The sequence below is a fragment of the Cupriavidus sp. H19C3 genome (assembly GCF_049393815.1).
GTDB lineage: Bacteria > Pseudomonadota > Gammaproteobacteria > Burkholderiales > Burkholderiaceae > Cupriavidus.
In genome coordinates this window covers 1,491,518-1,513,423 of record NZ_CP184986.1, presented here as the reverse complement: position 1 = coordinate 1,513,423, position 21,906 = coordinate 1,491,518, and the positions used below count along the sequence as shown (strand labels likewise).

Sequence of the window (21,906 nt, the reverse complement as noted above, 5' to 3'; positions counted from 1 at the left end):
AAATTAGGGGCAGTTTAGGTGTGTGGAACGGCCATTTGCCATTAGATTTGATGTTATCCGGTCGCGCCGAGGTAGCGCGAGTTGCCGGATCATAAATTCTTTGCGAGGACGAAAACATTATAACGCTCAATCTAGCGCCGCTCGGTGCGCAGGTGATGCGATTAGATATTCAAAAAAACAGATAGTGAATTCACGAACTCACGCACCTGTCCTTCGTATCTAGTGCACAAGTGTAGGAACATTTCCTCTTCTGATAGGATTTTTCTTCGAATCAAAGCAGCATACAAATTCTTGCCATCTTGATTGTCGATACCTGGATTTTCTTCGACTGATAAGTGCGGCCAATATTTTCCTTCTGTATATTCGATAAACATCTGCTTTTCGATGCTTTCCCAAGGCAGAAAAAGAATGTCCCCTCGGTTCTGGGTGAAAGAAAATTTACGCTGATCACCGTCTAGGACAGCGATAACGTTATCTTCGGTAGAGAAGAAATGTTGGTCAGAATTTCTGTCTATCAATTTAACTGTATTTCTTGCGCCGCCGATATAAATGATCTTGTATTTGTAAAATGTTCTAGGGAGATATTTTTTTACGCAAAATTCAATAAACTTCTCCAGCGTATCATCTTCAGTAAGGATGTACTTGTCCCATCCTGAAAATCCAAACAGCAGGCTTTTTGCGTAGTTAAAGGAAACAGGCTGAATATCGAGCACTCCATCCTGTGACTCGATGTAATGTAGCTCATCGGCACGTAGCGTACCCATGATCGCAAGCGAGTGCGTCGTGAATACAACGCTCACTGCATATTTTTGGCAGTGTAGCCTCAATTGCCCCACGAGTTTTGCCTGGGCAGCGGCATCAAGGGAAATATCAATTTCATCGATGACGATCAGCTTTCTGCCCGAGACGATGCTCCGATAGAGTGATATCAGAAAATACTCTCCGGAGCTAAGATAGTCTTCTCGAATGTACCTGCTTTCGTCGAGTATAAGGCAATAGTAAGTTCGTTTCTTGATCGTAATGCAACGCAGATTATCAAATTTCTTGCCGCCGTAGATCGCATCGAGGAAATCAATCAGTTCATCGGGGCGAGTGTAGTTCTCAAGAACGATGTTACGTCGGATATCGTGATCGGCATCGCTAATGCTTTGGAAAAAATTAAAGCGATCGCCGAAGGGCATCGGAAGCTCTACTTCGAGACTGTCGCGAAGCTGCGGTGCCACGACTGTTTTGCAGTTGAGACTCTTAAGTTTAGGGTCAAAGGTAAAGGCGTACTCATACGGGTCACATGCGTAAATAATCTTGCTTGATGCTGAGAAAATGCTGTCGATAGCCGTTTTCTTGAACGTATCAGCTACGCATAGATTGCGCAATGCCTTAATGAGAGTGGTTTTCCCAATCCCATTTCGCCCAACGAGGCAGGTAACTCCAAATGCGCCAAGCTCAAAAGCTAAATCTGCCGAGCGAATGTGTTGGACGTTCTCAATTTTCAGAGTCAATTTCATTTTGACCCCAAATGAATAAGAGTGTCTATTACTGTGACGCCGTATTTTTTTCGGAGCTTGTCGAGATAAAAAGGGTCGACAGTATTTACGTAATTCACATATCCGGAAAGCTGTTCTGTGGCCTTGGTAAGATCGGCCTCTAAAAAATCGCGAAGCTTCGCGCTATCTGTAATGTAAAAATGAAGCATCGTTTCAATTTGTCGCTTCATCTTGATGTCGATAGAGACGGTTCCGTTTGGCAATATCACCAATCCGAGAAGTTTTATCTTCCGGCCAACGCTCGTAATTTTCGTTTTTTCCGGATTGAGTTTAAGCTGGGTTAATCCGACGGACTGAAGTAGCTCCTCAATAATCGTCGCTAGATTCGTGAGTCCAGTTCTATTTTGTGAAGAGACGATAATGTCGTCTGAGTACCGCGTGTAGGTCATCTCGCGTTCGACACAATAGCTTTCGAAAAGATCGTCGAAGGTTCGCAGCACTGCGTTGCTGATGAGGGGGGAGGCAGGAAAGCCAATTGGTAAGGCGCCCTTTATCGTAACCAGATCGATAATGCGATCGACATGATCCAATAGATCGGAGATAGGCGTATGCGCTGCGGCGCTCTCGATGACTGCACGAACTATCGTCGAATCGATATTCGGAAAAAAATCTTGGATGTCAGCTTGGAAAAAGTGTTTGTTATGTGCGTGTTTTTTCACGGCTCCGATAACATTCACTCCTTTTCGGTAGGAAAATACGACCTGTTCATTGACCTCAAGGTACTCGAACAGAAATAGGTTGAGGAAACTATGATAGATCTTCAGCGTCTTGTCCGGCGCGTAGACGAGGCGTTCCTTCGACCCTAGGTTTCCGCCTACGTTGAGCGGCTTGTATCGAGAATCGACGGCTTCGCCTATGAACTCTCGATAGTCATATTTGCCGTGATACATCGCCTGAAACAGCTCTGCGAGAGGCTTCTTAGTCATGGAGACAACAGGTGAGGTAGCGACCCGTCTCGCAACGCGCGAAACGACCGACGAAGTGTAACTGTGCTGTCGGAGTGCTCGTATAACGCCATCGTCACACAAAAGGTGACTGAACGGTAAGCTGGGGAGTCGCTTTGGCGGTGTTTACAATTTGGGCGGCGGCCTGGGAAGGCACACCGCCCAATCGTAAAGTAGATGCAGAGCCGGGAGAGGCCAGACATTAGACTGGAGATGCTCCTAGTCGCTGGCATGGCCGAAGCTTAACGCAACTCTCCGCCTACGGCAAATCCTAGGCGGCCCGTCGTGGCTATCGGCGTAGGTGGGGGCGCGGCAGCGTCCAGGTACCGATTGTTGCGCGTCGCCTCGTCATGTTCGGCTAGGCACTACACGCACGCCTTGGCGAGCCACTAACTCTACGCGGGGAAGGTGACCGAAGGCGCGTAGACGCTGGACATCGTCACGCGCGGTACGCGGAAATTCTGCCGACGGAGTAAGGGCGGCAGGATCGACATCAAAGCTTCCGCAGCACGGGCAGGTGTATGTGAAGCCACGAGATAAGCGGGAGCGGACGCGTTCCGCCGCTGCTTTGCAGAGGGGGCAGTTGGCTGGTTCAGGCTGCATGGGGCTGCTCCATCGATACTGTATAAATATACAGTATCATAGGCGGCAGTCAGTGGGTAGCCATGGGGAATTATGGGGGACTGGATAGCGACAACCAGTACAACACAGCGCATTACGGGTAGCGAGCGCCTAGCGAATCGCGTTATAGATCAAGTGCTTGGCGAAGCATGCAAGGCTACGAACCAAGGGGTCGTGGGTTCGAATCCTGCCAGCCGCGCCACCTATCGTAAAAACGCCCGGAGCCTTCGCTCCGGGCGTTTTTTTATGTCTCGCGTTTCCTCCGTGCCTTCCTCTGCCTTCCTTGTCGCAAGCTTCCGTGCCGCATTGACGTGACCGGCAGCGGTCGCCTGTTGCGCTCTGGTCCGGACATAATCGGCGCGCGTGTTGTGGTCTGTCATGTCGCGTGCGCAGTCGTGCGAATCCGCGTGGTCGTTCCATGGCGTCGCCTCCCCGTATCAATCGAGCAGTTTCCAGATGGCATGGATGGCGACCATCCACGCCGTGGACCAGATGATGGGATTCCACAGGATTTCGTGCTTCAGTTTGCTGGTCTCGGTGGCAAGCTTGCTCGTCTCCGAGGCGATCTTGCTGGTCTCGCCCTCGATCTTGCCGGTCTCGCGTTCGATCTTGTCTTTCTCTTTCTCGATCTTTTCCTTCTCCTGGATCAGCTTCCTGGTTTCCTCGACGATTTTTTCGTTCTCCCGTTCCAGTTTGCGGGTCTCTTGCGCGATCTTTTCGTTCTCGCGCTCCAGCTTGCTGGTCTCCCGCTCGATCTTGCGGTTTTCGTTTTCCAGCTTGGTGGTCTCCGCCTGAATCCGCACGCACTCGAGCGTCAGCCTGAACAGCTCCGCTGTCAGCTTGGCGGCGTCCATGTCCGGCTCTTTGGCGTCCGTCTGGTGCTTGGCCTTGTCCGCGGCGCTTTCGCCCGGGTTGTCCATCGGGTGGGCCATGGTGGCTTCCATTGATCTCTCCTTGACTTGAATGGCGGCGGCGGCGTCCGGCCTGGAACGCTGGTTGGTACTTGTGGTTGCCGCGTGTGCCACCGCCGTGGATCCGACGCTACAGAGTGCTGCCAGAGGCGCAAATCGGAGATCAACGAAATAGCGGGACTGTGGCATCGGCAGCGACCAGGGACGGCGTTGCCATCCGGCCGGCGTTCCTGCGGCAACATGTCTGTGTACGTTTCCCCATAAATCAGCCGTTCGGGGAATTGACAGTGACATTACCGGGAGACATCATTCCACGGGAACAGAGATGCGCCTCCGGGGCTACACGATCGAGTGCAGACATGCCCGCCGGAAAGGCTGCCAAGTCCAAGGGAACCGGGGTCATGAATCCTTCGATACGCCAACTGGCGAGCGTCCTCACGCTCGCTGTCCTGATGTCCGCGTGCTCGTCCACGCCCGAGCCCGTACCGGTCCAGCCCGTTGTCGAACAACCGCCCTCGGACCATGCCATGAAGGCGCTGTCGGCGGAGGTATTCACCTACGGTTATCCGCTCGTGCTGATGGACGTCATGCGCGAGATCACCGGCGCGCGCGTGCCGGTCAACACGTTCAGCCACCAGCGCGCGTTTCCCGATGCCACCGGCGGCGCAGCGGCCGCGCCGAGCGCCGACACGCTGTTCTCGACAGCCTGGCTCGACCTCTCGAAGGAGCCGGTCGTGCTGTCGCTGCCCGACACGGCTGGCCGCTTCTACCTGATGCCGATGCTCGACGCCTGGACCAACGTGTTTGCGTCGCCGGGCAAGCGCACCACGGGCACGCGCCGCGGCGCGTTTGCCATCGTCGGGCCGGAATGGCGCGGCACGTTACCGAAGGGAGTCAAGGAAATCCGCTCGCCGACCGCGCTGGTCTGGATCGTCGGGCGTACCCAGGTCAATGGTCGTGGCGATCTGCCGGCCGTCCACCGCTTGCAGGATCAGTTCCGTCTGGTGCCGTTGTCGGTCTGGCAGAAGGGCGGGCGCACCGCGCCGCCGTCGGCCGGGCCGCGCGCCGCGTTGCTCGACACCGATACCCCGGCCGCGGAGCAGGTGGCCGCGATGGATGCGCAGGCGTTCTTCAGCCGCATGGCCGAGCTGCTGCCGGCCAACCCGCCCGCGCCCGGCGATGTCGCGATGGTGGAGAAGATGAATCGCATGGGCCTGAAACCGGGCGAGGCGTTCAAGACCACCGTGCTGGAGCCGTCCACCGCGCGCGCGGTGCAGGAGGGGGCCACCGCGGCATTGAGCGGCATTGCCGCCGAGGCCAAGAAGCGCGAGGCCGGCGATACCGGCTGGCGCATGTCGCGGGATGGCGGCGACTATGGCACCAACTACGCGCTGCGTGCCGCCGATGCCATGATCGGCGTCGGCGCCAACCTGCCGGAGGACGCGCTGTATCCGATCGCGCGCGCCGATGCCACGGGCCGCCCCTTCGATGGTGGCAGCCGCTATGTGCTGCATTTTGATAAAGGCCAGCTGCCGCCGGTCAAGGCGTTCTGGTCGCTGTCGCTCTACAACAGCCAGCAGGGCCTGGTGCGCAACCCGATCAACCGCTATTCGATCGGCAGCCGCGACCGCCTGCACTACAACCGCGACGGCTCGCTCGATATCTATATCCAATACGAGCGCCCCGCCAAGGCCGCGCAGCAGGCCAACTGGCTGCCCGCGCCGCCCGATGCGTTCAACCTGATGCTGCGCGCCTACTGGCCCGATCAGGCACTGCTCGACGGCGACTGGACGCCGCCGCCGGTGCAGCGCGTCAACTAGGCTACGCATCCACCAGGCAACGGCTCAGCCCGGCCCCGCTCAGAACCGGTACTTGACGCCGCCATACACCGCGCGGCCGGTACCCGGATAGAACACGGCAGTATTGCTTGCGGTACGAAAATCGGCCACGGTACTGAAGTCGCTGATATAGCGCTTGTTCGAGAGGTTGCGCCCGTCCAGGAAGAGCGTCACGCCGCAGTCGAACTCGTAGCTGGCCTGCAGGCCGAACAGCACGTACGGCGGCACCTTCTGCGTATTGGCATAGTCGACGTAAGCGCCGCTCGGCACCCAGTCGATCGTGCCGGCCACGCGCAGGCGCGCATTGCGCTCGTAGGCCAGGGTCGTGCGCAGGACATGGCGCGGCACGCCGGCGATGCGGTTATTGCCGTAGACCGGATCGTTGTCGAAGCGGAAATCGCTGAAATTCCACAACTGGGACACCGTCACCTTGTCGCCCTTGCCGACCAGGTTGCGCAGCACATCCGCGCTTGCGCCCAGTTCCACGCCTTGCAGGATGGTCTTGTTGGCATTGAAGGTGGACGCCGGCACATCCGGGTTCACGGTGTACTGCAGCAACTGGTCGCGCACCAGCGAGCGGTACAGGGTGACATCCCAGGCAAAGCGCTCGGTCCGGCCGCGCGAGCCGGCCTCCACGGTCCAGCCATGCTGCTGCGCAAGCGGCACGAACCGGTTGGTGGTGCCGATGGTCTGGTTGAGGTCAGAAAAATCGGGCACGTCGGCGCTGCGCGTGACGTCGACAAACGCCTGCACATCCTTTACCGGCTCCCATAACACGCCGAACTTCGGATTCACGCCGCTGTAGGTCGTGGCGTCGGCCTTGGGCGTCGGGCTGGCCGGCAGGCCACCGAAGTCGGTGTACTCGCGACGATTGCGATAGGCCTTGGCGCCGGCCATCAGCGCCACCGTCGGCACCACGTAGAGCCGGTCCTCGAGATACGCCTCGTAGTTGGCGGCATCCTGCCGCGCATTCAGCGTCTGCGCGCCACGGTCGCCATTGATGTTGACGTACTGGCGCGCATTGTTGGTACCGGCAAAGAAGCGGGCGCCGGCGATGATCTGGTTGCGCATGCCGCCGAGGGTCAGGTTGCCGGTGTAGCGCGGCGCAAAGCCGTAGGTCCAGTAATCCTGGTCGATGACCTGGAAGATCGGGTGGTACAGGCTCTTGTGAATGACCCAGCTGGTGAAGTCGATCTGACCGTTGTCGAGCTTGACGCTGGTGACGTTGGCGAGCCGCTCGGTGCGCGTGTTGCGCGCCTGGTCGCCGGCCAGTGCCGAGGCGGACGCCATGCGCGGATTGTTGAGCGCCTGGTTGAGCGTCAGCGATCCCGGCAGCAGCTGATCGACCACGTACGCGCCCACATAGAAGCGCGTTTCCACGGCGGGGCTGAAGCGGTAGCCGAAGTTGGCGTTGAACTGCTCGTACTGGCCGCGCTCGTGGTTGCGATAGCCTTCCGAATGGTCGACGCTGAGGTTGGCCAGGAAGTCGAAGGCGCCGATCTGGCGCGATACCTGCCCGCTGGCGCGTGCGGTGCCAAAGCTGCCGCCATCCACGCGCACCATGTTGCGGAAGTCGCTGGTCAGCGCGGTCGGCGTGGTGAAGTTGATGGCGCCGCCGAGCGTGGTGCTGCCGTAGGCAAGCCCGTTGCCGCCCTTGTAGATCTCGGCGGCGGCCAGGCCGAGCGGATCGATCTGATAGTAGTCGCCGCTACCATCGGCAAAATTGGTCGGCACGCCGTCCTGCAGGATGTCGATGCCGCGCGTATGGAAGCCGCGCGCAATGCCCGAGCCCCGGATCGAGAGCCGCAGTTCCTGCCCATAGCGTTCCTGCACATATACGCCGGGCGCGTCCTTGAGCACGTCGCGCAGGTTGCTGGCATAGCTGTTGCTGTACGAGGCGGCATCGACAAAGCCGACCGAGCCGGCCGACTGGTAGAGCGCTTGCCGTTGTTGTTCGACGCCGGGTACGGTCGGCGATCCCGGTGCGGTGGCGGTGGCGGTCACCGCCGGCAGCATGGGCAGCTCGGCGTTGGAGGGCGCGGGGGAGATGGCACCCGTGGGGTTGGGCGTGGTGGAGGTGGCAGCGGCGGGCGCGGCCGGCGCTTGCGCCAGCGCGGCGCTGGTCAGCGCAGCGGCCGGCAATGCCGAGACGCGGCGCCAGGTCTTGGCTCGTTTCAATGGACTTCCTTGCGGCCGGTCGGCGATGCGATGCGCATGCCGTCGTGCTCTATGTTATTGGCTCGACCGCAAGGATAGGGAGCGACGTTGTTGCCCGCCATGCGACACAGCGACGCATAACGGGCAACGATGCGTGGAGATGCTTGGGGTGCGCCATGCGCCGGCGGGCGCCCAAGGTGCGCAGCCCGCTCAGTCACTCAGCCGCTCAGCCGCTCAGCACTCCGCCGCTCGGGCCGTTCAGCCCACTGCGTGCGCCCGGTTCAAACCGCGTGCACGCCACAGGTGCCACCACAGGCGTGCCCGTGGAGCGCGGGCGCCGTTGCCGCGCGTTCCACGCGCTTCCAGTGCGTCGGTGCTTCGGCGGCCAGCCGCGCGCGCAGTTGCCGCGTGGCGGTGACCATATTGGCGAGCGCCGCTTCCGTTTCCGGCCAGCCACGGGTCTTGAGGCCACAGTCCGGATTGACCCACAGCCGCTCGGGCGGAATCACCTCGCATGCGCGTTCCAGCAGGCGTGTCATGGCTTCCACGGTCGGCACGCGCGGCGAATGGATGTCGTACACGCCGGGACCGATCTCGTTGGGATAGTCGAATGCACCAAAGCCCGCGAGCAGTTCCATTGCCGAGCGCGAGGTCTCGATGGTGATGACGTCCGCGTCCATCGCGGCAATCGACGGCAAGATGTCGTTGAACTCCGCATAGCACATGTGGGTATGAATCTGCGTCTGGTCGGCGACACCCGCGGCGGACAGGCGGAACGCGTTGACCGCCCACGCCAGGTACGCGGGCCAGTCGGCACGGCGCAGCGGCAGGCCTTCGCGCAGCGCGGGCTCGTCGATCTGGATCACGCGGATGCCGGCGGCTTCGAGGTCGCGCACCTCGTCGCGAATGGCGAGCGCAAGTTGCCGTGCGGTGGTGGCGCGCGGCTGGTCGTCGCGCACGAACGACCACTGCAGCATCGTGACCGGACCGGTCAGCATGCCCTTCATCGGACGCTCGGTCAGGGACTGCGCATAGCGGGCGGTCTCCACGGTGATCGCTTCCGGGCGATAGACGTCGCCGTAGATGACGGGCGGCTTGACGCAGCGCGAGCCGTAGCTCTGCACCCAGCCATTCTCGGTGAACGCGTAGCCGCACAACTGCTCGCCGAAGTATTCGACCATGTCGTTGCGCTCGGCCTCGCCATGGACCAGCACGTCGAGGCCGAGTGCTTCCTGCTTGCGCACGGCAAGCTCGATTTCGCCGCGCATGCGCTCAAGGTATTCGAGCGCGCCCAGCTCGCCGCGACGGAAGGCCGCACGGGCCTGGCGGATGGCCGGGGTTTGCGGAAAAGAGCCGATGGTGGTGGTGGGCAGCGGTGGCAGCTTCAGCGCTTCACGCTGAACGGCGATGCGGCTCTCGAACGGGCTCCGGCGGTCAGCCATGGCAGGGCTCACCGCGGCCAGGCGCTTGCGTACGCTGTCGTTGACGACGCGGCGGGAAGTCTGGCGTGCGTGGCGCGCGGCATCGGAGGCGGCGAGCTCCGCCGCCACGGCGTCTTCACCGTGTTCCAGGGCGACCGCCAGGATGCGCAGTTCGTCGAGCTTTTCGGTGGCAAAGGCCAGCCACGATTTGAGTTCCGGATCGAGACGAATCTCGTGCGCGAGCGACGCCGGCACGTGCAGCAGCGAGCAGGACGGGGCCAGCCACAGGCGCTCGCCGAGCGCCGCGTGGAGCGGTTGCACGCTGTGCAGGACGGCACGCAGGTCGGCGCGCCAGATATTGCGGCCATCGATCACGCCGACCGACAGCACGGCGGCGGACGGCAGCACGCGCCGCCACGTCGCCAGTTGCTGCGGGGCGCGCACCAGGTCGATATGGAAGGCGTGCACGGGCAGGGCCGCAATGCGCTCGGCGTATGGTGCGGCGCTGTCGAAGTAGGTGGCGAGCAGCAGCTTCACGCCGGTATTGCCGAGCACCGCATAGGCATCGTCGAAGGCAGCGAGCCAGCGCGCGTCCAGGTCCACGCACAGCGCCGGTTCATCGATCTGTACCCATTCGATGCCACGGGCGGCCAGGCGCGACAGGATGCGACGATAGGCGGCCACCACTCGCGGCAGCAGCGCCAGGCGGTCGAAGCCCGCCGCGTGGGTCTTGGCCAGCCAGAGATAGGTGACGGGGCCGATCAGTACCGGGCGCGTGGTGTGGCCGAGGGCCAGAGCCTGCTCGATTTCATCGAAGAACCAGTCGGGACCGCCATCGAAGGTGCTGTCGGCATCGAGCTCGGGGACGAGGTAATGGTAGTTGGTGTCGAACCACTTGGTCATTTCCATCGCCGGCTGCGCGGCGTTGCCGCGGGCGAGGGCGTAATACTGGCTCAGCGTGAGCGACTGCGCGTCAAAGCCGAAGCGGCGCGGCAGGGCACCGAGCAGCACGGTCTGGCCCAGCATCTGGTCGTACCAGGCAAAGTCGCCGGTGGCCACGGTGGCGAGGCCACGTTCGGCCTGCAGCCGCCAGTGGCGCTGGCGCAGTTCGGTGCCGACGTCGCGCAGCGCCGCTTCGGTCGTTTCGCCGCGCCAGAACGCTTCCTGCGCAAATTTCAGTTCGCGGCGCGCGCCGATGCGCGGAAAGCCGAGGGTGTGGATGTGTGCCATGTCTTGCTCCGGGAGAGAGTTCCGATCTGGCGCCCAGTGTGAAATCGCGCGTAGAATGAATCAAGCGACATGTTTTAAACAATGTATGAATCAGATTCAACTCACCCATGATTGAGGTCCGGCATTTCCGTTCGCTCGTGGCGATCGCCGACTCTGGCAAGCTCGCGACCGCGGCCGAGCGTGTGCACGTCAGCCAGTCCGCGTTATCGCACCAGATCAAGGCCATCGAGGCGCATTACGGCATGGCGCTGTTCGACCGCACGCGCCAGGGGCTGCGCTTTACGCCGGCCGGCGAGCGGCTGCTGGCGCTGGCGCGCGAGGCGCTGGCTGCCATCAGCGCGGCCGAGCGAGACCTGATGCGGCTCAAGAGCGATACGCGCGGGGAATTGCGCGTGGTGCTGGAGTGCCATACCTGCTTCGACTGGCTGATGCCGGTCATGGATGAATTCCGGCGTCGCTGGCCGGAAGTGGAGGTGGACCTGGTCGCGGGGTTTCATGCCGACCCCATGGCCTTGCTCGCCGATGGGCGCGCCGACATGGTGATCGGGTCAAAGCCGCCGGGCCGGCGGGGGCTGGTGGTGGCGCCGCTGTTTCGCTTCGAGATCCTGGCGGTGATCGCCAACGAGCATCGCCTGCGCAACCGGCGCCGGATCGAGGCCGCCGACCTGGCCGGCGAGACGCTGATTACCTATCCCGTGCCCGAGCAGCGTATCGACCTGATCCGCGAGGTGCTGGAGCCCGCCGGGATCCATCTGCAGCGGCGTACTGCCGAACTGACGGTCGCCGTGCTGCAACTGGTGGCCAGCCGGCGCGGCGTGGCGGCGTTGCCGAACTGGGGGGTGAAGAACTACGTCGACCACGACTACGTGCTGGCCAAGCGCATTGGCGCCGGCGGCCTGTGGAGCGAGCTCTATGCGACGGTGCCGTCGGCCATGGCAGAGCGGCCCTATGTGGATGACTTTGTCGCGATCGTGCGCGATATCTGCGCGGCGCAACTCGACGGCATCGAGTTACTGGCGGCGTGAGGCGTGAGCGCGGTGTCCTCCGCGGTGTCCCCGCGGTGTGCCCCTGTCAGGCCGCCAGGGGTTCCGGCTCGGACACCTCCGCATCGACGATGGCGAGGTCGATGGCCTGGCTGACACGATTGACGAACAGATGAAGCAGATCGGCATCCGGCGCCTGCACGCTCATGCGCGCCAAGGGGCCGGCCTCGTAGCGGAGTTGCTGCAACGACAACCCGGTGCGCCGCGCGGTGGCCAATATCCATTCGAGCGTGCCAAAGACATCGGCCCCATGGACACGGACGGCGAGCTGAAGCGTGGGCGGTTGGGTGGGCGGATGGGCAGGCTGGAACATGGCAGGGGCAGCGTAAGGTGATGCGTGGTCGATGTGGTGAATTTACCAGCACGACGCGGAAATGAGCTTCTTATTTTGCTGACATGGCTAGGCGAGTGAAGATGATTCTCCTGTCAGATGTAGAATTCGAGGTAGTTTCATTTTTTTCGAATGCATGCGATGAACACTCCGCCCAAGCTCGACGAAACCGACCGCCGCATCCTGCGCGAGTTGCGCCGCGACGGCCGCATCTCCAACGCCAGACTGGCCGAGCGCGTCGGCCTGTCCGCCACGCCGTGCTGGAACCGGGTGCGGGCGCTGGAGGAGGCGGGCATCATCGAGAGCTACGCGGCGCTGTTGAACCAGAAGGCGCTGGGGCTGCCCGACACCGTGCTGATCGAGGTCACGCTCGATCGCCACGATGACGATATGCTTCATCGTTTTGGCGAGGCATTGGCCGAACTGCCGGAAGTCCTGGAGGCGCATCTGCTGACGGGCGAATACGACTACCTGATCAAGGTCGCCGTGGCCGGCACCGAAGGCTACGAGGAGTTCCTGCGGCACAAGCTCTACAAGCTGCCGGGGCTGCGTCATAGTCATTCCACCTTCGTACTGCGCACGCTCAAGCGCGAGCCGTCGGTACAACCTTAGGAGAGCAGCCATGCGGGTGCGTCAATTGCGCGCGGACGAGGCCGCCCATCATGTCGAAGCGCTGGCCGATGTCCTGATCGACTGCGTGGAAGGCGGAGCCTCGGTCAGCTTCATGTGGCCGCTTGCGCGCGACAAGGCGGTCGGCTTCTGGCGGGGCGTCGCCGAGGGCGTGGCGCGCAACGAACGGGTGCTGATAGTGGCGGAAGACGATACCGGCGCGCTTGTCGGCACGGTGCAACTGGTCACCGCGCAGCCGGAAAACCAGCCTCATCGGGCCGATGTGGCCAAGATGCTGGTCCACCGCCGCGCCCGCCGACAGGGCATCGCGCAGCAACTGATGGCCGCCGTCGACGCCGCCGCCCGCGCCCAGGGCAAGACTGTCCTCGTCCTCGATACCGTCACCGGCGGCGATGCGGAGCGCCTGTACGAACGCGCCGGCTGGCAGCGCGTGGGTGTGGTCCCCAACTACGCCCTGATGCCCGACGGCGCCTTCTGCGGCACCACGTTCTACTGCAAGCAGCTTTGACGGATGCGCGCAGGTTTGACGGGTGTGCGAGGTCGAGACGCTATGCAAGTGAAATGATCAGCTTCGTGCCGCACGCGGCGGCAAAGCGCTGCAAGCTGGCGAACGACGGCGCGTGCTTCTCACTGCCGAGCGCGGTTTCCAGGCGAGAGGTGGCGACGAGACCGGCGAAAGTGGTGTCGTGACCGAACCACCGCCGTAGGAACCGACCTACAGCGGGCGCCGGCTTTGGCCGATGTCTGCGGCGCGCGCGGCTGCCTACAGTGAACATGACTGCAACCATCCGCAGGAGGTGTCTCATGTCGTTCGCGCTTTACCTGATCGGTGTGCTGCTGCTCGTGGGCGGCATTGCCTGGGCCCTGGTGACGATGGGCGTGGCGCAGGTCTATATCGGCATTGCCTGCGTGATCGTGCTCGGCATCGGCATCATGTCCGCCGTGTCGCGGACCCGGACCAAGGATCCGTCCTAGCGTTCGTCCTGGACCGGCGATCCGTCGCGGTCCACGCATGTGTGGTACGGGGCCGACACCCTGCCGGGGTGTCGGCCTTTTGCCGTCCGGGGTTTGCTACCCTCCCGCGATCAGAGAAAAAGAACAGGGGCGAGGAGAGACATGAGCTATCGGATTCGCGACTTCCGGCCGGGCGACGCGCCGGCCGTCAACACGGTGGCGCTGGCAGCGTTTGGCCAGTACGCGGGCGACTACACCGACTGGCCGACCTTTGCCGCCAATGTCGGACGCACCGCGGCCCTTGCGGAGCAGGGCGAACTTATCGTTGCGGAGCTGGAGGGCGAGGTGGTGGGCGCGGTGACCTATATCGGGCCGCATCGGCCCAAGAGCGAATTCTTCGAGCAGGCCTGGCCGATCGTCCGCATGCTGGTGGTAGCGCCGTCCGCGCGCGGCCACGGCATCGGGCGGGCGCTGACGGAAGCGTGCGTGGCCCGCGCGCGCCGGGATGGGGCGCTGGAAATCGCGTTGCATACCAGCCCGATCATGGTGGCGGCGCTGCGCATGTATCGCGACATGGGCTTTGTGCAGTTGCGCACGGCGCCACCGGTGCATGGGGTGCCGTGCGATATCTACCTCATGCCGCTCTAGTTGGGCGGGGTTGGCCGGGTTGGGCGGGTTGCGCTGGTTTTGCTCGCCGCCCCGGGGCTTCCGTCCCCTGCGCTTACTTGATGCTGCGATCGCCGCCGCGCATGTCCAGGATGATCATGGTGCGGTCCAGCACGCCGTTATCGTCGAAGTACGCGCTGAAGTGCGCCGGCTGGTAAGGCGTCACGTACATCCGGTACGACCACGCCTCGCGCTTCATGAGCGGATAGTAGTTGATCGGCTCCTTCGGCTTGCCAAAGCGTTCGAGGATGTCCTGCTTGGTCCAGACCCCGGGGCGCGCCTTGTAGATTTCCTCTTCGGTCAGCATGTTGCGGAAACTGACGAGCTTGCCGCTGGCGTCGAAGTCGGCCGCATAGACGTCGTAGCCGTACGGTTGCTTGGAATACAGCCAGCGCGTGGTGCCGTCACGGAGCTGAAAGGTATCCGTCGGCGTACCGAATTTCTGTCGCACGCTGCTCTCGTTGCTGCCGATCAACTGCTGGCCGACGGATACGGGTTCCAGCGAAGCGCAGCCGGCAAGCACGGTAGCCGCAAGCGCGGCGGCAATCGCGGCAATGGCGCGGGAAGGACGGGTGGGCATGTTTGTTCTCCGGTTCGGGCGGTGGCGCGAGCGGCGGGATGCAAGGGGATGATGGGTGACTTTCGTTCGCCACACGCTACCATGTTCTGTTAACACACGGGTGGCTGGAATTATTCCATCACCGGCACCGGAGCGACGACCATGACTTTTGAACGTATCGAAATGATAAGCAGTCGCGGCGAGCCGCTGGCAGGGCGGCTGGATCTGCCGCCGCAGCAGCCCGCACGTGCGTTTGCGCTGTTTGCGCATTGTTTCACCTGCGGCAAGGACAGTCTTGCCGCGAGCCGTATCGCGCAGGCGCTGGCCCAGGATGGCATTGCGGTGCTGCGCTTTGACTTTACCGGCATTGGCGGCAGCGGCGGCGATTTTGCCAGCAGCAATTATTCGTCCAACGTCGACGATCTCGTTGGCGCCGCGCAATGGCTGCGCACCCATCACGAGGCCCCGGCGCTATTGATCGGGCATAGCCTGGGCGGCGCGGCGATGCTGAGCGCGGCGGGGCGCATTCCGGAAGCGCGCGCGGTTGCCACCGTGGCTGCCCCGAGCGATCCGGGCCATGTGATCGGGCTCTTCGGCGAGCATGCCGAGGCGATTCGCGCGGCTGGCGAGCTTGAGGTGTCGCTGGCGGGGCGGCCGTTTCGCATTACGCGCCAGTTCATGGACGACGTATCGAGCCAGCGGCTGCTGGACGAGGTGGCCGCACTGGCAAAGCCGCTGCTGGTGCTGCATGCGCCGGCCGACGATACGGTCGCCATCGGCAACGGCGAGGACATCTTTGCCGCGGCGCGGCAACCCAAGAGTTTCGTGGCGCTGGACCGCGGCGACCATCTGCTGCATGACCGTAGCGCGGCCGCGTATGCGGCCGAGATGATCCTGGCCTGGAGCCGGCGCTATCTGGAGTGAGACGAGTCGCAATCCCGCCGGCGCCGCCTGGGTCTCAGAACGACAGCGTCGTGGTCAGCAGCACCACCCGTGGCTCCGCCACCGCGACGATCAGGTTGCTGGCGCTGGACGGGTAGTAGGCCTTGTTGAGCAGGTTTTTGACATTGAGCTGGATGCGCGTGGGAAAGCTGTTGAGCCTGGTGTCATACGCCAGGAACGCGTCGACCACGCCGTATCCCGGCAGCGTGAAGCTGTTGGCGGCATCGCCCGCACGTGCGCCCACGAAGCGCGCGCCGCCGCCCAGCCGCCAGCGCCCCGGGATACCGTCGAAGGCCATCGCGTAGCTGGCAAACAGCCCACCCATATGACGCGGCGCATTGACCAGCGGCACGTCGTTGTCGAGGTCGCGCGTATCGGTATAGGCGTAATTGCCGATCACGCTGAAGTTGGGCGTGATCTGGCCCGCCACATCGAGCTCCACGCCGCGCGAGCGCGCGCGGCCGATGGTCGAGGTCACGTCGCCGACGGTGACGGCCACGTTCTGCTTGTCGATCTGGAACACCGACAGCGTCGAGGTCAGCCCGCGCGCCATCTCCAGCTTGACCCCGGTTTCATAGATGCGGCCGGTCTCGGGCGCAAGCGCGGTGAGCGCGTTGGAGGACACGTTCGGCACGAACGAGCGCGCATAGTTGGCGTACAGCGATACCGCCGGGGTCAGCTTGTACACCGCGCCCAGTTGCGGCAACCACTTTTGTCCATGCGAGTTGTCATTGACCACGAAGGGCCGGCCGACACCGCTCAGTTGCTCGTAGTGCTGGAAGCGCAGGCCCGCCGAGACGATCCAGCGCTCGCCGATATGGACGGCATCCTGGAAGATGCCCGAATAGGACGTCACGCGCGACAGGCTGTCGCTCTGCGTCGCGCTCGGCACGCCGCCCGGCGATAGCAGGCCGTAGACCGGTGCGAACAGGTTGAAGCCGGGCGTCGCGCGGCCGCGGATGGTATCGCCACGGAAGTCGCGCTGGCGTTCGTACTCGAAGCCGAACATCAGCTGGTGCCGCAACGGACCGGTCGCGACGTCACCAAGCAGCGAGAGCGACGCAAGGTTCTCGGAGTCGTTGCGGCCAAGATTGGCGTCGGACGAGCGCGTCATGGCGCCGGTATTGCTATTGAAGGCCGACGCGCGCGTGAGGTACTGGTCGTAGCGGTCGCGCGCCCAGCCGTAGATCGCGCGCATGCGCCAGGCGTCGTTGAACTTGTGCTCGACGCGTACGTTGGCGGTCTCCTGGATGCCGCTGGATTGCGCCCAGCCCTCCTCGTAGCGGACATAGCGCAGGTCGTCGCGCGGATGCCCGTTGACCAGCACGGTGCCGCGGTCGAACGGCGCGGTGTAGTCGGTGTACTGATAGTTCAGCAGGATCGATGTATTGGCGTCGTGCCAGGCCAGCGACGGCGCGATCAGGCTATGCCGGTTGACGCCGCCGGAGGTGCGCCAGTAAGGGGCTTCATCGACTTCGCCGGTCAGGCGGAACGACAGCTTGCCGCCCGCCACGTCGGCGAGCGGCCCGGTCAGGTCCAGGCTGCCCGTGTTCTGCGCATGACTCGAGTGAAGGTAGCTGACCGAACCCGAGAACGTGTCCTCGGGCTTGCGCGTGACCATGTTGATGACGCCGCCGGGCCCCTGAATGCCGTACAGCAGCGAGGCCGGTCCCTTGAGCACTTCCACGCGGTCGAGCGTGACCGGATAGTTGTGGAGGAGTGGCGAGCGTACGCCGTCGCGCAGGATCGAGCCGTCGTCGTTGGTGCCGAAGCCGCGCTTGAGAAAGCTGTCGCGCGTGCCGCCCAGCGTGTTGGTCTGCACCAGGCCGCTGACGTTGGCCAGGATGTCGTCGAGGCTGCGCGCGGACTGGTCCTGGATGACCTGCGCGCTTACCACCGATACCGACTGCGGGATATCGGTCAGCGGCGCATCGCCAGGCCCGGCGATGCTGCTCGCGCGCGGCTGGTAACCCACGGTGGGCACCGCGTCGAGTGGGGCCGTGACGGTGACCGGCGCCAGCGTGGCCGTATGCGTGCCGGGCGCGGCAGCATCGTTGGCCGCGGTGGATTCCTCGGCATGGGCCAGGCGAGGGGCCGTGACGATCAGCCCGGCCACGCCCATTGCCACGACCAGCGCGTGGCGGGTGCCACGGGCGCCAGGGGCGCGACCGGCATGGCGCGGAACGGTGCGGAAACGGGAACGACGGCAGGGGCGGACGGCGGATGCAGCAGGGGGGCGGTTCATCGGGAATACGGCGGCAGCGGAGTGACGGCAAAATGCCGGATCAAGCTTCCATCATGTGACGGGGCGGCCGCAGCGTAACATTAATGCGAATCATTTTCAATTCCGCTGTTGTTTCCGCGTACGGCGCAGGCGGAGAACGCCATGTCACATCGGCCGTGGGGCTAGTGCCGACGGCTCGCACAATGGGATGGCGCGCCCCTGTGCCGCGCGCGGGCTGGGGGCGGAGGCGCGGTTACTGGGCGGCGGAGCGCAGAAAGCTCGCCGCGATCTCGCGCGTGAGGTCGTCCACCGCGCCCAGCTCCGCCTCGGTCAGGCCGTCGGGCAGGCAGGTGTCGCCCCAGTCGCCGCACAGCAGCGCCACGCAGCGATTGCGCAGCTTGACCGGCGCCAGCAGGATCGAGCGCGTGTCCGGCATGGCGTCGCGATACCAGCGCGGCACGCGATGCGCCACTTCCGCGTCGAGCGTGTCCTCGAACTGCAGGGGGCGTGGCGCAATACTGGCGAAGTGGAAGATATCGGGTACGAAGCCTTCCTCGAACGAGAACTGCTCGAGCTTCTCCCGCATGCCATTGCCAAAGCCAAGCCGTGCCACGAAGCGCTTGGCGTTGGGATTGAGCACCATCAGGAAGCAGTGCGAGAAGTTGAGCGCGCGCATCGCCGATTCGAGCGCGAGCGGTGCAAGCTGACTGACCGATAGCCCGGCCCCTTCGCGGCGCACTTCCTCAAGACCCTGGCGCAGGCGCTGCAGGGCGTCCTTGGGCTTGCCTTGCTGGGCCGGCGCTTCGGCGTCGACGGTTTCCGCGCGTGCGATCGAGGCGCTCAGTTCGGAGGCCTGGTGGATGGCGAAATGGATATCGACGGATTGCAGTCCGAGCGCCCGCGCATGCGTGTTCAGCAGCGCCTCGACTTCCTCGGGCGGGGCATCGCGGCCCATCGCGGCGGCGGCCTGCGACGATACCTGCGCCATTGCGCCCAGCCAGTCGGCATGCGTTTCCAGCGTGGTTTCCGGCGTCAGCGTGCGGTGGCTCATGGTATTGGCGATCAGCCCCGGCAGGCGCCATTTGGCGGCGGCGGCCGCGGCGATCTCCTCGAGCGTGACGCCGACGATTTCGCGGCAGGCGTCGCCCTCGCTCATCGCGCCGCTCTCGCACAGCGCCTGCACGCGTTCCCACTCGTCGGGGAAGTAGAACACCAGCAGCAGCCGGCTCATATGGTGCATGAGCGTGCAGACGACCGCTTCCTCGCCTTCGTTGATGCCGCGCGCGTTGCTGAGCGCGCGCGTGATCTCGCCCGCGACCAGTGCCTGCGTGAGCGCCTTGGTGGCCTGCGGGCGGCTCGGCGCCACGCCATGGAAATAGTCGAGCAGCTGCACGCCCAGCGTCAGGTGGCTGATGGCCTCCACGCCAAGCACCAGGATCGCGCGCGATACCGTGGTGACCTCACCGCCAAAGGAGCGGTACATGGCCGAGTTGGCCAGCCGGATGACCTTCTGCGACAGGCTGAAGTCCGACAGCACACTGGCCGCCATGTCGCCGACGCTGAGATCGCTGTGCAGCGTCTTGAAGATGTTATCGACCGAATATTGCAGCGTGGGAAAGTCCCCCTGCTGCGCCATGCGGCTCCAGAGCGTCTCGAAAAAACCGTTCTTTGCCATTACTGCACCTGCGCGGAAAACACGTCGGCTTGCCCGATGGACAGCGTTCCGGTCTGTATCGCGCGTTCGAATTCTCCCGGGCTCAAGGCCTGGGCATAGCGCCATCCCTGCACCAGGGTGCAACCCTGGGCGGACAGCAGCCGGCTTTGTTCGTCGGACTCCACGCCTTCCGCGATGGCGACCAGGCCAAGCTCGCGCGAGAGCGACATCACGGCCGAGACGATCGTGCGCGCATGGGGGGAGTCCATCATGTCGGACACAAAGCTGCGGTCGATCTTGAGCGCCGACAGCGGAAACCGGCGCAGGTACGACAGGCTCGAGTACCCCGTGCCGAAGTCGTCGACGGCAAAGCGGATGCCGAGCGCGCGCAGCTCCATGAGCAACGCCTCGGTGGCGGCCGGATCGGTCATCAGCGCGCTTTCGGTAATCTCCAGGATGATGCGGTCCGGCGCGATGCCGGCGTCGTGGATGGCGTTGCGCACGCTGTCGAGAAAGCCCGGATGGCGAAACTGCACCGGCGACACGTTGACCGACATATGCCGCACATGAATGCCCTGGGCATCCCAGCTGGCCAGTTGCGCGCACGCGCAACGCAGGGCCCACGCGCCGAGATGCTTGATGAGCCCGTTGTTCTCGGCCATCGGGATGAACACGTCCGGCGCGATCGCGCCCTGCGGATGCTCCCACCGCATCAGGGCCTCGGTTGCGCACACCTCGCCGCTGCCGGGCCAGACGATGGGCTGGTAGTGCAGCAGGAATTCGCCGTTCTGCACGGCCTCGAACATGCTCTGCTCGATCCGGAACTGCTCGTCGAGGCGGTGCTCGAACTCCGGCGAATACAGGCAATAGCGGTTCTTGCCGAGCGCCTTGGCCTCATACATGGCCAGATCGGCGCGGCGCAGCCATTGCGACTCGTTGAGCGAGGTCTCGCCCGAGAACGCAAGGCCGATGCTGGTGGTGATGCGCACCTGGCAGCCGCCGAGGTGGAACGGCTGCCGGCACACGTGAATCACGCGCTCCAGAATGCGGATGGCATCGGACTCGGTGGTCAGGCCTTCGAGCAGCAGCACGAACTCGTCGCCGCCCAGGCGCGCGACCATTTCGCGCGAGCGCAGGGCGTCCTGCAGGCGCTTGCCGATTTCCTTGAGCAGCGCGTCGCCAAATTCGTGGCCGAGCGAGTCGTTGACCTTCTTGAAGCCGTCGAGGTCCATCAGCGCCACCGCGAACAGCTGCGGGTTGGGCTGGCCGCTCGCGGTGAATGCCGCTATGCGGTTACGGATATAGGCGCGGTTGCCGACGCCGGTGAGCGGGTCCTGGTAGGACATCTCCACCAGTTGCCGCTCTTTTTCCACGTAGTCGGTAACGTCGTGCCCCATCAGCAGCAGCTCGGGGCGATCGCCATCGGCGTGCCGCGAAATGCGGAGGTCGATCCAGCGGCTGCTGCGAATGCCGCAGACAAAACGGAAGCGATCGCGTCGCGGACTGCCGTCCTGCGCGCAGCGCTGCAGCAGCCAGTTGAGGCGCGTGCGTTCGTCGACGGCGACGATGTCGAGGACCGAGGCGCGCAGCAGGTATTCGCGGGGATAGTCGAGCAGTTGCGCGGACGCATCGGTCGCGCGGTGGATGCAGCCGGTCGCGCCGATTTGCAGCGCCAGGCCGCCCGTGGCTTCGAGCAGCGCCCAGCCGTCGTCGTCGGCGGCGCCTCCCGGTCGGGCAGCGAGGCTCTCCACGTTTGCCATGGAGACGTAGTCGCGCTCCGCGGGGTCCCGAGCCAGAGCCACATCAAACGATAACGAGGTCATGCGCTCCTTAACGTGGTTTTCTCTGATTCGGGCTCTGAAGCGGGCTCTGAAGCGGCCCCTTAAGCGGCCCCTTAAGCGGCCCCTTAAGCGGCACGGATCGTGGCGTGCGGGAATAAGCCGCAAATGAGCCAGGCTGGGGCAAAACGCAATCTCCGGGAAAATCCACCAGGCCGGCGGTATCAAATGACGGGCGAGCGGCTGATTCTAATACGAGCCGCCTACGCTTGGCGATGCCGGCGTGAGGCCAGGACCCCCGTCAGTTGGCGTTTTCGCACAACTCGGTGTTTTTCCGCAAAGCCCTCCGGCTTCGGTTTATAGTCTTGTCCCGGGATGATATAGGGTTGGCTTGCGCCTGGCGAAACTGCGCCGACGATGTCAATCCGGCCGTGAATATCTATCGCCACGGGAAAAACG

At 63.5% G+C, this 21,906-nt stretch carries 18 protein-coding genes; 7 read left to right on the top strand and 11 right to left on the bottom strand.

Annotation, left to right across the window (positions count from 1 at the left end; all coding sequences use genetic code 11):
* Positions 1-161: 161 nt before the first annotated feature.
* The 3 genes from DFLDMN_RS26320 to DFLDMN_RS26310 all read right to left on the bottom strand — a co-directional run bounded on the left by DFLDMN_RS26320 (position 162) and on the right by DFLDMN_RS26310 (position 4,053).
* Entirely contained in the window at positions 162-1,505 is a 1,344-nt protein-coding gene (locus DFLDMN_RS26320) for an AAA family ATPase (RefSeq protein WP_423198688.1), read from the bottom strand.
* Positions 1,502-2,470 (bottom strand): reverse transcriptase domain-containing protein, encoded by a 969-nt coding sequence (locus DFLDMN_RS26315; RefSeq protein WP_423198687.1) that lies wholly within the window; start codon positions 2,468-2,470, stop codon positions 1,502-1,504. The genes DFLDMN_RS26320 and DFLDMN_RS26315 overlap by 4 nt, the downstream gene beginning before the upstream one ends.
* A 1,076-nt stretch (positions 2,471-3,546) precedes the next feature.
* The gene (locus DFLDMN_RS26310; protein WP_423198686.1) at positions 3,547-4,053 is read right to left on the bottom strand and encodes a hypothetical protein; all 507 of its coding nucleotides are present in this window, start codon (positions 4,051-4,053) and stop codon (positions 3,547-3,549) included.
* Between the two features lie 368 nt (positions 4,054-4,421).
* Here DFLDMN_RS26310 and DFLDMN_RS26305 point away from each other — a divergent pair, with 368 nt between their 5' ends.
* Positions 4,422-5,840, top strand: a complete 1,419-nt coding sequence (locus DFLDMN_RS26305) for a DUF1254 domain-containing protein (RefSeq protein WP_423198685.1) — start codon at positions 4,422-4,424, stop codon at positions 5,838-5,840.
* Between the two features lie 39 nt (positions 5,841-5,879).
* On the opposite strand, the gene DFLDMN_RS26300 is transcribed toward DFLDMN_RS26305, so the two are convergent.
* Positions 5,880-8,036 carry a TonB-dependent receptor family protein gene (locus DFLDMN_RS26300; protein ID WP_423198684.1) on the bottom strand — a complete coding sequence of 719 codons (2,157 nt, stop codon included), beginning with the start codon at positions 8,034-8,036 and terminating at the stop codon, positions 5,880-5,882.
* Positions 8,037-8,296: 260 nt separating this feature from the next.
* Entirely contained in the window at positions 8,297-10,666 is a 2,370-nt protein-coding gene (gene metE / locus DFLDMN_RS26295; RefSeq protein WP_423198683.1) for a 5-methyltetrahydropteroyltriglutamate--homocysteine S-methyltransferase, read from the bottom strand.
* 107 nt (positions 10,667-10,773) lie between these two features.
* Between metE and DFLDMN_RS26290 the strand changes: the two genes are divergently transcribed.
* Positions 10,774-11,691 carry a LysR family transcriptional regulator gene (locus DFLDMN_RS26290; RefSeq protein WP_423198682.1) on the top strand — a complete coding sequence of 306 codons (918 nt, stop codon included), beginning with the start codon at positions 10,774-10,776 and terminating at the stop codon, positions 11,689-11,691.
* 46 nt (positions 11,692-11,737) lie between these two features.
* On the opposite strand, the gene DFLDMN_RS26285 is transcribed toward DFLDMN_RS26290, so the two are convergent.
* Positions 11,738-12,022 (bottom strand): AsnC family transcriptional regulator, encoded by a 285-nt coding sequence (locus DFLDMN_RS26285; RefSeq protein ID WP_423198681.1) that lies wholly within the window; start codon positions 12,020-12,022, stop codon positions 11,738-11,740.
* 159 nt (positions 12,023-12,181) lie between these two features.
* Here DFLDMN_RS26285 and DFLDMN_RS26280 point away from each other — a divergent pair, with 159 nt between their 5' ends.
* Positions 12,182-12,652, top strand: coding sequence for an Lrp/AsnC family transcriptional regulator (locus tag DFLDMN_RS26280; protein WP_423198680.1), 471 nt, complete (start codon positions 12,182-12,184; stop codon positions 12,650-12,652).
* A 10-nt stretch (positions 12,653-12,662) separates the two neighbouring features.
* Positions 12,663-13,178: a GNAT family N-acetyltransferase gene (locus DFLDMN_RS26275; RefSeq protein ID WP_423198679.1), complete on the top strand. Its 516-nt coding sequence runs from the start codon at positions 12,663-12,665 to the stop codon at positions 13,176-13,178.
* 40 nt (positions 13,179-13,218) lie between these two features.
* Here the strand turns inward: DFLDMN_RS26275 and DFLDMN_RS26270 are convergent, their stop codons facing one another.
* The gene (locus DFLDMN_RS26270) at positions 13,219-13,476 is read right to left on the bottom strand and encodes a hypothetical protein (RefSeq protein ID WP_423198678.1); all 258 of its coding nucleotides are present in this window, start codon (positions 13,474-13,476) and stop codon (positions 13,219-13,221) included.
* Between DFLDMN_RS26270 and DFLDMN_RS26265 the strand changes: the two genes are divergently transcribed.
* A complete protein-coding gene (locus tag DFLDMN_RS26265) occupies positions 13,475-13,645 on the top strand; it encodes a hypothetical protein (protein ID WP_423198677.1) in 171 nt (56 codons plus the stop codon). The genes DFLDMN_RS26270 and DFLDMN_RS26265 overlap by 2 nt on opposite strands.
* Before the next feature lie 141 nt (positions 13,646-13,786).
* A complete protein-coding gene (locus tag DFLDMN_RS26260; protein WP_423198676.1) occupies positions 13,787-14,272 on the top strand; it encodes a GNAT family N-acetyltransferase in 486 nt (161 codons plus the stop codon).
* A gap of 73 nt (positions 14,273-14,345) precedes the next feature.
* On the opposite strand, the gene DFLDMN_RS26255 is transcribed toward DFLDMN_RS26260, so the two are convergent.
* The gene (locus DFLDMN_RS26255; RefSeq protein ID WP_423198675.1) at positions 14,346-14,870 is read right to left on the bottom strand and encodes a hypothetical protein; all 525 of its coding nucleotides are present in this window, start codon (positions 14,868-14,870) and stop codon (positions 14,346-14,348) included.
* 141 nt (positions 14,871-15,011) lie between these two features.
* Between DFLDMN_RS26255 and DFLDMN_RS26250 the strand changes: the two genes are divergently transcribed.
* Complete coding sequence (locus tag DFLDMN_RS26250; protein WP_423198674.1) at positions 15,012-15,773, top strand: alpha/beta hydrolase family protein; 762 nt, start codon at positions 15,012-15,014, stop codon at positions 15,771-15,773.
* 34 nt (positions 15,774-15,807) lie between these two features.
* Here the strand turns inward: DFLDMN_RS26250 and DFLDMN_RS26245 are convergent, their stop codons facing one another.
* The 3 genes from DFLDMN_RS26245 to DFLDMN_RS26235 all read right to left on the bottom strand — a co-directional run bounded on the left by DFLDMN_RS26245 (position 15,808) and on the right by DFLDMN_RS26235 (position 21,492).
* A complete protein-coding gene (locus DFLDMN_RS26245) occupies positions 15,808-17,913 on the bottom strand; it encodes a TonB-dependent siderophore receptor (protein ID WP_423200580.1) in 2,106 nt (701 codons plus the stop codon).
* 355 nt (positions 17,914-18,268) lie between these two features.
* Positions 18,269-19,690, bottom strand: coding sequence for an HDOD domain-containing protein (locus DFLDMN_RS26240; RefSeq protein WP_423198673.1), 1,422 nt, complete (start codon positions 19,688-19,690; stop codon positions 18,269-18,271).
* Complete coding sequence (locus DFLDMN_RS26235) at positions 19,690-21,492, bottom strand: putative bifunctional diguanylate cyclase/phosphodiesterase (RefSeq protein WP_423198672.1); 1,803 nt, start codon at positions 21,490-21,492, stop codon at positions 19,690-19,692. Before DFLDMN_RS26235 ends, DFLDMN_RS26240 begins: the two co-directional genes overlap by 1 nt.
* Between the last annotated feature and the right edge of the window lie 414 nt (positions 21,493-21,906).

Excerpts from the sequence above, each read along its gene's own strand:
- DFLDMN_RS26320 (WP_423198688.1), bottom strand. The coding sequence starts at position 1,505 with ATGAAATTGACTCTGAAAATTGAGAACGTCCAACACATTCGCTCGGCA.
- DFLDMN_RS26315 (WP_423198687.1), bottom strand. The coding sequence starts at position 2,470 with ATGACTAAGAAGCCTCTCGCAGAGCTGTTTCAGGCGATGTATCACGGC.
- DFLDMN_RS26310 (WP_423198686.1), bottom strand. The coding sequence starts at position 4,053 with ATGGAAGCCACCATGGCCCACCCGATGGACAACCCGGGCGAAAGCGCC.
- DFLDMN_RS26305 (WP_423198685.1), top strand. The coding sequence starts at position 4,422 with ATGAATCCTTCGATACGCCAACTGGCGAGCGTCCTCACGCTCGCTGTC.
- metE (WP_423198683.1), bottom strand. The coding sequence starts at position 10,666 with ATGGCACACATCCACACCCTCGGCTTTCCGCGCATCGGCGCGCGCCGC.
- DFLDMN_RS26290 (WP_423198682.1), top strand. The coding sequence starts at position 10,774 with ATGATTGAGGTCCGGCATTTCCGTTCGCTCGTGGCGATCGCCGACTCT.
- DFLDMN_RS26285 (WP_423198681.1), bottom strand. The coding sequence starts at position 12,022 with ATGTTCCAGCCTGCCCATCCGCCCACCCAACCGCCCACGCTTCAGCTC.
- DFLDMN_RS26280 (WP_423198680.1), top strand. The coding sequence starts at position 12,182 with ATGAACACTCCGCCCAAGCTCGACGAAACCGACCGCCGCATCCTGCGC.
- DFLDMN_RS26275 (WP_423198679.1), top strand. The coding sequence starts at position 12,663 with ATGCGGGTGCGTCAATTGCGCGCGGACGAGGCCGCCCATCATGTCGAA.
- DFLDMN_RS26265 (WP_423198677.1), top strand. The coding sequence starts at position 13,475 with ATGTCGTTCGCGCTTTACCTGATCGGTGTGCTGCTGCTCGTGGGCGGC.
- DFLDMN_RS26270 (WP_423198678.1), bottom strand. The coding sequence starts at position 13,476 with ATGAGACACCTCCTGCGGATGGTTGCAGTCATGTTCACTGTAGGCAGC.
- DFLDMN_RS26260 (WP_423198676.1), top strand. The coding sequence starts at position 13,787 with ATGAGCTATCGGATTCGCGACTTCCGGCCGGGCGACGCGCCGGCCGTC.
- DFLDMN_RS26255 (WP_423198675.1), bottom strand. The coding sequence starts at position 14,870 with ATGCCCACCCGTCCTTCCCGCGCCATTGCCGCGATTGCCGCCGCGCTT.
- DFLDMN_RS26250 (WP_423198674.1), top strand. The coding sequence starts at position 15,012 with ATGACTTTTGAACGTATCGAAATGATAAGCAGTCGCGGCGAGCCGCTG.
- DFLDMN_RS26245 (WP_423200580.1), bottom strand. The coding sequence starts at position 17,913 with ATGGGCGTGGCCGGGCTGATCGTCACGGCCCCTCGCCTGGCCCATGCC.
- DFLDMN_RS26240 (WP_423198673.1), bottom strand. The coding sequence starts at position 19,690 with ATGGCAAAGAACGGTTTTTTCGAGACGCTCTGGAGCCGCATGGCGCAG.
- DFLDMN_RS26235 (WP_423198672.1), bottom strand. The coding sequence starts at position 21,492 with ATGACCTCGTTATCGTTTGATGTGGCTCTGGCTCGGGACCCCGCGGAG.